The sequence below is a fragment of the Ideonella sp. P3_A4 genome, from assembly GCF_056403075.1.
In genome coordinates this window covers 1-3,232 of record NZ_JBFUGE010000646.1, presented here as the reverse complement: position 1 = coordinate 3,232, position 3,232 = coordinate 1, and the positions used below count along the sequence as shown (strand labels likewise).

Here is a 3,232-nt window from a genome sequence, read left to right as displayed (position 1 = left end):
GGTCTGCAGCAGTTCGGCGGCGGTGGGAGCGGACATCGGTCGCGGTTCCTGTGTCGAGGGCAATCCAAGTAACCAGTAACGGTCGGAAATGCCCTCGCTGTCCGCTTTACCTGAGAGATTGACGGTGTCGGCGTGTGGCCGGGCACCGCTTGCCCCTTCGGTGGATGGGCTCGAAGACCCATCTCTCTCCAGTGAGGAACGCTCCGCATCTTGACGCGAAGCGCTTGCCAGTCCTTTTGCCTGAGCGTTCGAAGTCTGTACGACCTCTGCGCCTTCGGCGGCCCCTGATGGGGCTCTCTCCTGGCAAGCGGGCAGTGTACCCGAGCACAGCGGGCCTTGGCGCTATGCTGCTGCGCCGTTGTTGGCTCCACGCTGCTTTACCGATGTCCGTTGCCCAGGTCTTCATCAGCTACCGCCGTGACGATGGCGCAGGCTATGCCCGTGCGATCGGCGCCGAGTTGGCCAAGCGCTTTGGCGCGGGGCGCGTGTTCATGGACGTGGACGACATAGCCGCCGGCCAGGGCTTTGCCGATGTCATCCAGCGCGCAGTGGGCAGCGCCAGCGTGTTGCTGGTGCTGATCGGCCGGCGCTGGTGCGGCGAGCGTGAGGGCGGCGCGGCACGGCTGCACGACACAGGCGACTTCGTGCGGCTGGAAATCGCGGCGGGCTTGCGGCTCGGGCTGCGAGTGATTCCGGTGCTGCTGGACGGTGCCACGATGCCGGCCGCCAACGAGTTGCCTGCCGACATCCAGGCCTTGGCCGGCTTGCAGGCGCTGGAGATCGGCAACACCCGATTCGCGGCCGACATCGAACGCCTGGTCGGCGCCTTGACCGCCACTTTGGGTGAACCCGCTCGACCGAGCCGGCGCCGCTGGGTCTGGGTCGGCGCGTGCCTGCTGCTAGCCGGGGCTGCCGGCGCCTGGTGGGTGGCTCACACAGTCCGCCCCGACGTCAATGGCGAATGGCAGGCCGAGCTGCACTACGCCTGGTCCGACGCGCCGCGCGTCGAGCGTTTCAAGTTCAGCGGCGAAGGCCATGAGCTGAGCGGCAGCGCGACGTTCCTGGGCTTGCCGCGCGGCTTGCTGGAAGGCTGGGTCGAAGGTGATGCCCTGCGCTTCGATACCCACAGCGGTGAGATGGGCAGTCCCGACCAGGTGCACCACTACCGCGGCCGCCTGGTGGGCGACGAGATCCGCTTCGTGCTGCAGACCGAAGGCGGCAGCACGACGCACGAGCCGGTCGACTTCGTGGCGCGCCGCGCTGACCCCGCGAGCACCCGCTGAACGCTACATTGACTGCCAAGCCCGATCGCAAGGAACCGACGATGCTGACCGAACAAGACCCGCTGCTGCTGCGCCACGACGACCCGCGCGGCGTGGTGACCGTGACGCTGAACCGCCCGCAGGCCTTCAATGCCTTGTCCGAGGCGATGCTGGCCGCACTGAAGACCGAGCTGGATGCCCTCGCGAAGGACCCGCAGGCCCGCGTGCTGGTGCTGGCTGCGTCCGGCAAGGCTTTCTGCGCCGGACATGACCTGAAGGAGATGCGTGCCGAGCCAGCGCTGGACTATTACCGCGGCCTGTTCGCGCGCTGCGCCAAGGTGATGATGCAGATCCAGCAGCTGCCGATCCCGGTGATCGCGAAAGTGCAGGGCGTGGCCACGGCCGCCGGCTGCCAGCTCGTCGCCGCGTGCGATCTGGCGGTGGCACTGCGCAGCGCGCGCTTTGCCGTCAGCGGCGTCAACCTGGGCTTGTTCTGCTCGTCGCCCGCGGTGCACCTGAGCCGCAACGTCGCGCGCAAGCAGGCTTTCGAGATGCTGGTAACGGGCGACTTCATCAGTGCCGACGAAGCGCAGCAACGCGGCCTCATCAACCGCGTGGCCGACGACGCCGCCGGGCTGGACGCCGAGGTCGCGCGACTGGCTACCAGCATCGTCGCCAAGCCCCGCGCTGCGGTGGCGCTGGGCAAGGAGCTGTTCTACCGCCAGCTCGAAGCCGGCGTGGAAGCGGCCTACATCGACGCCGGCCACACGATGGCCTGCAACATGATGGACGAGGCGGCGCTGGAAGGCGTGCAGGCCTTCAACGAGAAGCGGCCGCCGCGCTGGTGATCGTTCGCCTGGTGGTGCGGGTTTTACCCCGCCTAATTCAAGTGATGTGCGGCGCCGCCAGGACTGTTAGTGTCCCGACTGGACGTGCTTCGGCACGATCGTGTGGCGGTGACGCGGGCCACGGCCCGACGGGGGTCATCATGAACTTGCGCAAGGCTGGGTTGACGTTGGCGGTGGCCTGCGGCGTGGCGGGCAATGCATGGGCCGTTCCGGCGCCGGATTTCACCTTCACCCAAACCGGCTACGACAAAGGTGAGCTCAGCGGCTGGTTTTCGGGCACCGACCTGAACAGCGACGGCTACTTGAGCACCACCGAGCTGACCGACTTCCAGTTCTCGTTCTATGCCTTCGACGGCTCGTACTTCGAGTCGCTCGCGGTGCCGGTCGACCAGATGTTCGAAGGCGGCGGCTTTCTCTTCAAGCTCGACGACGACATCCTCGGCGACGATCCCGGTGAATTCGTCGCGGCGGGCATCGGCGGCACCCACACCGCCGGTTTCTCGTACGAAACCTCGGCCAGCGGCGGCGTCTTCAAATCGCCGGATGATTTCCCGGTCGGCACCACGACGACCGAGCAACTGGTCAATGTCACGCCGGTGCCGGAGCCGGCCGGCCTGTCGATGTTGTTGAGCGGCCTGCTGCTCGCTGTGTTGGTGGGTGGACGCAAGCAACTCGCGCGCCGGTCCTCAGCGCGGTCTGCTCCGAGCCGGTGAGCCTTTCGTTGCCACATGAACGCCGGTTGAATCCGTGTGAGCGCGGGTAACCGGTATTGCTACCAGTGTGCCGCGATGCAAATACCAATTGAATACCGGTAATTGATTGGTTAGATTCCAGTCCGCCAATCGCAGGCGGACGCCGTGGGCAGTAGAGGGCACCCCACCAGACAACCACATGGCTTGCCGCGGAGGGCGATTGGCGAATCCGGCTTCGGGCACTCCGAGCCGCCTCTTTCCCCTCGCATCGAACAGGAGCAATCCATGTCCATGAACACCCGCGCGCGTGCCTTTTGCGGGCACGCGCTGATCGCCTTGACGGCTGCCGTGGTCAGCATCCCGGCGCTGGCTTCCGACCTGCCGCCCGAGGCGCTGAGCACCAACCCCGACGGGCGCTACTACACCGGCT

Annotated in this window: 3 protein-coding genes and 2 riboswitches; all 3 genes read left to right on the top strand. The window is 66.7% G+C overall.

The genetic code is table 11. The annotated features are described in order from the left end of the window. Positions 1–87: 87 nt before the first annotated feature. Positions 88–202: riboswitch (glycine riboswitch) on the bottom strand. A gap of 16 nt (positions 203–218) precedes the next feature. Next, a riboswitch (glycine riboswitch) is annotated at positions 219–313 on the bottom strand. Positions 314–383: 70 nt separating this feature from the next. The 3 genes from AC1DYI_RS30475 to AC1DYI_RS30465 all read left to right on the top strand — a co-directional run bounded on the left by AC1DYI_RS30475 (position 384) and on the right by AC1DYI_RS30465 (position 2,823). After that, positions 384–1,283, top strand: a complete 900-nt coding sequence (locus tag AC1DYI_RS30475) for a toll/interleukin-1 receptor domain-containing protein (RefSeq protein WP_477207861.1) — start codon at positions 384–386, stop codon at positions 1,281–1,283. A gap of 41 nt (positions 1,284–1,324) precedes the next feature. Continuing rightward, the gene (locus AC1DYI_RS30470; RefSeq protein WP_477207860.1) at positions 1,325–2,110 is read left to right on the top strand and encodes an enoyl-CoA hydratase; all 786 of its coding nucleotides are present in this window, start codon (positions 1,325–1,327) and stop codon (positions 2,108–2,110) included. Positions 2,111–2,250: 140 nt separating this feature from the next. Beyond that, on the top strand, positions 2,251–2,823 hold the full coding sequence (locus tag AC1DYI_RS30465; RefSeq protein WP_477207859.1) for a hypothetical protein: 573 nt from the start codon (positions 2,251–2,253) through the stop codon (positions 2,821–2,823). Positions 2,824–3,232: the final 409 nt, after the last annotated feature.

Bases quoted from the DNA above. Each gene is read 5' to 3' on its own strand.
- AC1DYI_RS30475 (WP_477207861.1), top strand. From the start codon at position 384: ATGTCCGTTGCCCAGGTCTTCATCAGCTACCGCCGTGACGATGGCGCA.
- AC1DYI_RS30470 (WP_477207860.1), top strand. From the start codon at position 1,325: ATGCTGACCGAACAAGACCCGCTGCTGCTGCGCCACGACGACCCGCGC.
- AC1DYI_RS30465 (WP_477207859.1), top strand. From the start codon at position 2,251: ATGAACTTGCGCAAGGCTGGGTTGACGTTGGCGGTGGCCTGCGGCGTG.